The 6674-nt window shown below is 53.2% G+C and carries 5 protein-coding genes; 3 read left to right on the top strand and 2 right to left on the bottom strand.

What is annotated here, in order from left to right; genetic code table 11:
* Positions 1 to 97: 97 nt before the first annotated feature.
* Positions 98 to 1336, bottom strand: a complete 1239-nt coding sequence (locus ACW81B_RS02435; RefSeq protein WP_491578614.1) for a Fic family protein — start codon at positions 1334 to 1336, stop codon at positions 98 to 100.
* Between the two features lie 546 nt (positions 1337 to 1882).
* On the bottom strand, positions 1883 to 2461 hold the full coding sequence (locus ACW81B_RS02430; protein WP_491578613.1) for a tyrosine-type recombinase/integrase: 579 nt from the start codon (positions 2459 to 2461) through the stop codon (positions 1883 to 1885).
* 613 nt (positions 2462 to 3074) lie between these two features.
* Here ACW81B_RS02430 and ACW81B_RS02425 point away from each other — a divergent pair.
* The 3 genes from ACW81B_RS02425 to zorA all read left to right on the top strand — a co-directional run.
* On the top strand, positions 3075 to 3848 hold the full coding sequence (locus ACW81B_RS02425; RefSeq protein WP_491578612.1) for a metallophosphoesterase: 774 nt from the start codon (positions 3075 to 3077) through the stop codon (positions 3846 to 3848).
* A 207-nt stretch (positions 3849 to 4055) separates the two neighbouring features.
* On the top strand, positions 4056 to 5618 hold the full coding sequence (locus ACW81B_RS02420) for a Fic family protein (protein ID WP_491578611.1): 1563 nt from the start codon (positions 4056 to 4058) through the stop codon (positions 5616 to 5618).
* Positions 5619 to 5732: 114 nt separating this feature from the next.
* On the top strand, positions 5733 to 6674 hold a 942-nt coding region (gene zorA, locus ACW81B_RS02415; RefSeq protein WP_491578610.1), incomplete at its 3' end, for an anti-phage ZorAB system protein ZorA.

The following is a 6674-nucleotide window of genomic DNA, read 5'->3' as shown; positions in this document are numbered from 1 at the left end:
TGCAACACTTGTTGCAATAGTCCCTGGCTTCAACAACGCCAGTGCGGGACTTTTGCGGGGGGGGCCGCACACCTTGTCTGTAGTCTCATGCTGGCGATCAGGGCACCGTTGGCCCTGGTTTTCCTTCAAGGCTGGTTCTGACCAGCGTAGCAAGAAAGTCAGTGAAAGGAACAATATCCTCAGTGGTACTGGCTGCTTCGAGTGCTTTCATATAGGCGTCGCGCTCTTCTACAGGAATGACCGTCCACGGATAGCCGCCGGCAGCCAGCATGATATTCATTAAAAACCGTCCCATGCGTCCGTTGCCATCCATGTAAGGGTGAATATACACAAACATGAAATGTCCCAGTACAACCCGAACAGCCGGGTTATCTTCATCCTTGATCAGATCAAAAAGCGCTGGCATGAGATCACGTACCGCTTCCCGGTTTGGTGGTGTATGCAGGGAGTGGCGGATATAGACCTGATCATTACGGTAGCCGGCAAGGTCAGCAGGCTGCAAAATGCCCGCTGTAACACTGGGCGCGAACAGTTCCCGGTACCATGTGCCGTGGTCATCATCGACAACGTTGCCAGGGTTCTCGTGCCTGAGAACCTTTGTGACGCTTTCCTTGACGGCCTGGAAGGCCTGGTAATAGCCGCGTGCTGCCATCGCATTGCGCTGTTCCCGATCCTCCTCGTTAGTGTCTGGATTCCAGTTGTGATTGCGCACGCGTTCAATCAATTCAGCGCTGACGCGATAGCCCTCAATGGATAAGGAGTGATAGGCATCAGTGACATAAATATCGTCAACCTGTTGCAGGTAAGACTTGATATCTTCAGGAATCCCCGGCGCTTCCGGGAAACGCGCTATGACGGTCTCTCGCATCGCATGCCACATCAGGTAGATACGGTTAACGTAAGGAGAGCGCTCTCTGCCTGATAGAATAACAGGCAGTTTTGTTTCAAACGGGTCAGATACCCGCACGTCATAATCGGCAGCGCGCATTGTCTTCACAATATCGTCTGCAATACGATCACGGCCAATATTGTGAAAGGCACCAGCCAGCCGTCCGGCAATCGTGGTATGACCGCCTTCAAGGAGCTTTGCAAGGATTTCAGAGGCATCAGAAATCATAGACAGTACGGCACGAATATCGGTCGGATTTTGCTGAAATAATCTGGGTGTACAATCAACCAGGGCTGGCACCAGGGCATACAGATTGAGGCCATTTTTTATTTCTATGTCTCGCTTATCCGGCATGCTGTACCGAACCGTCAGGAGTGAGGTGCCATGTGGAAGCCCTATGATCTTGTTATCGCCCTTTGGGCAGCGGACCAATAGCTGGCGCGGCACGGTGCGGTTCCCGGCGTGCAATAGCAGGGACTGCTCCGGTGACAGGCACCAGTCGGTACCAAAACGCTCATTCAAATACGAGCTGCAAAAACCCCAGAATGAGGCGTACCAGGCGGTACTTTCACCGGCCACCTCGTCAGGGCGGGAAGGGATGTACCACCCCTTCATGACGGGTTGCAGAAAACCGTTCTTAACAAGACGTTCCCGGTCGGTACGTTCCAGGTCACTTGAGCGGATAGCGACCACGCCACGATCCTGAAGCGCTTTCAGGGCTTCCAGCGATCGGGCCAGTTTTTCTGAGGGCGTTGCCATGTTCTACACGCGCTTCATCGGTTTTTGCGTTGTATTTAACCCAGGGTATTGTGCTGCACTAAAACCAGGTTATTAAGTTGTATCATTAATAGGATATTATGTCGAGCGTAAAATAGGTTATTCCGCGAAATCCTTCGTGGCACAGCACAATACAGTTCCCAATAAACGTACCCCACTTACGGCCAAATAAGCGCATTTAGGGCCATTTAGAGCAAATTTGTTGGGAATTAAAATTCAGGAAGAAACATTGTTATCAAAGTCTACCGCAACTGCCTTTTGCTTCAACAACACCAGTGCGGGGCTTTTGCGGGAGTTTTCCCCGCACACCCGGTTGGCCGCCTCGATCAGGTTCTCCAGTTCGGCCGCCGAGTAGTGCGTGGTGATCCTGCCCGACTTGTGTCCCATCAGATCCTGCCGGTCCTCGTAGCTTACCCCGGTCGCCCGTAACCGGCGGCCGAAGGTGTGCCTGAGGTCGTGCACCCGCACCTGTGAAAGTCCCACGCGCTTGCGCGCCCGTTGCCAGGCCGAGTTGTTCATCACCGTCAGCGGATGGCCGCGGTAGGTGAACACAAATTCCGGGTGTTCACCGCGCGCATCCTCGATGACGGATTTTGCAACCCGGTTGAGTTCCAGCAAGCGTTCTTCACCGTTCTTCACCCGGTCCTCGGGAATGATGAACACACTGGTATCCAACCCGGGCACCGGCAGGTGGCCGATGTACGGGTCCAGCTGTTTCAGGCGGCAAGCTGAGGTCTTTACCAACAAGCGTTGGGGAACACAGATTGCCACGTAGTCAGTGCATGTCGTGGACATTAACACCAGACAAATTTCCAGAATCCAGGAAGGACGACTACTACAACACCCACGGCTACCCAGGAATGTAGTAGTAGCGAAAATGGCACTGTGGAATTTGTCTGGTGGGTGCCGGATGAACTGCGAAACCCGGCGTTGGAAAATCCCGTAGCCGCAAGGACTCCCGGTCGATTTTTCCAGTGACGAGCGGGTGATGTGTTCTTGTTCGCGTGCGATTCAATGGGAAATACCTCAATGACTATTGCTAAAAGCGCACCCGGGTCCTGTAACGCGCAGCGGCGAAAGCCGTGGATCCATCCTCAAAGTCTCACGCACAGCGTGAACACGCCAGCGTCCGATCATGGCCTGGCATCAACTCTTGTGAACCGGAGACGAACGGATCGTTGTGTCCGGCCGTTGTCCATTCATATTGCTCAAACCCGCGGGAAGTTCCCGCATCACTCAAAGGAGGTGTTATTGACGTACTTAAATGCAGCCCCGTTAAGGGCAGATTGGATAACGCGTTTGAATCCCCGCAGGGATAGCCGCGTTGCCTGAGAACAGGCATATTCAGGCTGTAGGGATTGGTGTCCCATGGCAATGACCGCGCAGGTGACTTGCATGAGGGGTGTTCATGCGAGTCACTGCCCACTACTATCAGGAAATGAAACTCCAAATCCTGAATGACCTGCACATCGAGTTCGAGGACTTTACACCGCCGGCAACCGATGCCGACGTTGTGATTCTGGCAGGCGACATCGGTGTGGGAATGGGTGGCCTGCAGTGGGCAGAGAAGCAATTCCCGGACAGGCCCGTGATCTACGTGCCAGGTAACCACGAGTTCTACCATCACGATATCGCCCTGATCGACGAGTTAAAGGCGCATGCCCCGGACCACATCCATGTCCTGAACGATGATCCAATCATCATCGATGGGATACGATTCCTGGGCAGTATCCTGTGGACCGACTTTGCCCTGTTCGGCGAAGCAGACAAGTTTTTCGCCATGCAGACAGCCCGACAGCGGATGACGGATTTCTCCATCATCCATAACAACGGCAAGCCATTCACGCCCGAGGATGCCGTTCGTCTGCATACAGCAAGCCGGGACTGGCTGGCTGCGATGCTGGCCGACCCATTCGACGGCCAGACCGTGGTGGTCACCCACCATGCCCCTTCATCGCAATCGGTACACCCAAGGTATACGCGTGACCAGCTAACCCCGGCCTTTGCCAGCAACCTGGAGAATCTCATGGAGGGTGACCGGACAGCGCTGTGGGTCCATGGCCATATGCACGAGTCATTCGACTATAAGGTCTATGGCACCCGGGTGGTCTGCAACCCTCGGGGGTATGCACCGGAGGCACTGAACCCGGATTTCAGGCCGGATTGGATCCTGAAGGTCTGAGGTGAAAGTCCTTGAAAATTGAAACTGATGGTTACAATCCGCGAGGTTCTGGTGTGGGTAGATTTTTCGACATAATTGCAATATTCTGAATAAAAATCGACCTATGCGAATGGTTTTCGACCTAAGTATTTATAAAATTCGACAAATATGCTGTATATCGAACAATATTCGACCTAACTAACAGGTTTTCGATCTTTGCGCCTAAAATTGAAAACATCTACTGGCTTTCAGGACAAGCTTGTCCCAACAGGGGCGCAGCTTGTCGGTTGGGCAGCGCTCGTTCAGGCGCTGGATCTTCAGGCGCCCGTCCGGCAACCCAGCTGTGTCTCGGAGAAACATGTCAAGGGCAGTCACCGGGAGGAGGCTGGTTTCCGCGTTTTCGACAAGCGCTACCAACCCGGCGACCAGTTTGTCGACCACCTGACCTTTGCCCTGCGCCACGAAGGAATTGATCTGTTGATATTGAAGCGCGTCTTCGAGGCGGTACCCAAAGCCCTACTGGAAGCGTTTATCCGTTCCAAGCCGACGGGCGCACAGACGCGGCGCGCCTGGTTTTTCTATGAACTACTGACCGGGCAGACGCTCGACGTTGACGATGCGCCTAACGTCAAGGCCGTGGATGCACTGGATCCCAAGGCCTACTTCACTGGACAGGGAGAAGTCTCACGGCGACACAAGGTGCGGGATAATCTGCTGGGCAGTGGTGACTGGTGCCCCATCATACGCAGAACAGAACGGCTTGAAGCCTTCACCCGGCTGGGTCTGGCCGAGCGTGCAGCGGAAACAATAGGCCGTACCGGTCAACACCTCGTCACGCGGGCTGCCAGTTTCCTGCTGCTGGCAGACAGCCGCGCGAGCTTCGAGATCGAAGGTGAGCGCGCGCCGCGCAGCCGCCTGGAGCGATGGGGCAAGGCCGTGCTCCAGGCCGGGAAAAATGCGCTCACGCTCGAAGAAATCATTCGCCTGCACCATGTCTTGATCGAGGATACACGGTTCGTTTTTCCGGGCCTGCGCCCGGATGGTGTCTTCCTCGGTGAGCGGGATCATCTCAACGACCCCCTGCCGGAATTTATCGGCGCCCGCCCTGAAGACCTCGAAGCGCTGTGTGCCGGCATGCTGGGTGCCAATGAGCGAATGCGGGATGACGATCTGGATCCTGTCCTGCAGGCGGCAGCAACCGCCTTCGGCTTTGTCTACGTACACCCGTTCCAGGATGGCAACGGCCGTGTACACCGTTGCCTGATCCATCATGTACTGGCGGAACGTAAGTACACCCCGGAGGGTATGGTCTTTCCGGTATCTTCCGTCATGCTGGACCGGATCGACGATTATCGCCGGACATTACAGACCCACTCCATGCCCTTGATGGATTTCATCGAATGGCGCCCGACAGCGGATCACAATGTCGAAGTGCTGAATGACACCGCTGACCTCTACCGGTACTTCGATTGTACCGAGCAGGCAGAATTTCTCTATGCCTGTGTTCAGCGCACGGTCGAGCATGACCTGCCCAGAGAAATCGATTATCTGCGCCGGCACGATGAAGCCATGTCCAGAATCATGGAGATGATCGATATGCCGGATCGACTGGCACAGAATCTGATCCTGTTTATTCGGCAAAATGATGGCAAACTCTCGAAGCGGAAACGGGAGAAGGATTTTTCCGCGCTGACAGATGATGAAGTGCATGCACTGGAGAGTGTCGTTCGGGAAGTTTTTGACGGATTTAACGGAGTGTCGACCCACGGAGAAGAACGAGATAGTAAATAACCGACTTCGAGCATAGAGAACTTTGCCTCGAGAGTCTTTCTGTTTACAGGTAGCCTCATGCCCCAGCTTTGGCGGCGACACTACGTAGATGACAATAAGCTGAATGGACAAGATATGAACGCTAACGAAGACCAGTTGAATTTGGCAGGATTATTTCCGGATTTCGGAACACTTGGGGTATATCCAGAGACTGCTGAACAACTTAGTGCGCTGTTTGTTGCCGTCCTCATCGGTGTGGCTGTGTTGTTTCTTTTTGTTTCCTTGGTGGCAGTGTTAAAAGCCTACTTACGAACCAGCTGGATTCGAAAGCTTCTGAAAAACGAGACTTCACAGTCTGTTGTTATGAATCGTCAAGAACTCCGAGATAAAGCCAGTAAGGTTAGACACAACGCAGGGCACTTATGGAAAGAGTTTGATGAAACGCTTATAGAGGCAAAGGTCGGAGAGGATATCCATCTACACAATATCTATGACTCGAGCCATTTCTTCAATAGTTCGACTTTGGCCCGGGGTATTACAGAAAGCCGTATGCTTGCTGCAGTTCCGGGCTTTCTGACTGCGCTTGGTGTTATAGGAACCTTTGTAGGCCTGCAATTGGGTTTATCAGAACTGAATATTGGCAATGATGCTGCCATACAGGATATGAAGGCAGGACTTGCGCATGTGATCAGTGGAGCAAAGATTGCATTCATGACCTCAGTATGGGGCGTGACACTCAGCGTCATTTTTAACTTCATGGAAAAATGGCTGGAAAGTGTCGCCAGATCCCAGATTTATCGTTTGCAAGTGCGCATTGATGAACTTTTTCCTCGCCTAAGCGCAGAGGCGCAATTAAAAAATATTTCAGAGGACGGAGCTGAATCACGTGAAGCGCTTCAAGGTATGGCTGAGCGTATTGGCCAAAAGATGCAGGAATCATTGATTGAGGCGACATCTGGCATTCAAAAAGGACTGGAGGCCAGCTTGGAAAAGATTATGGCGCCAGCGATTGAAAAGCTCGTCAACGAAACTGCGGATGGCAGTCAGAAGGCGTTGGAACAACTCGTAGAAGGCTTT

Source organism: Thiogranum sp. (genome assembly GCF_058323355.1).
The sequence above is the reverse complement of the archived record's forward strand: the minus strand, read 5'-3'. Positions and strand labels throughout refer to the sequence as shown.

Excerpts from the sequence above, each read along its gene's own strand:
- ACW81B_RS02430 (WP_491578613.1), bottom strand. The coding sequence starts at position 2,461 with ATGTCCACGACATGCACTGACTACGTGGCAATCTGTGTTCCCCAACGC.
- ACW81B_RS02425 (WP_491578612.1), top strand. The coding sequence starts at position 3,075 with ATGCGAGTCACTGCCCACTACTATCAGGAAATGAAACTCCAAATCCTG.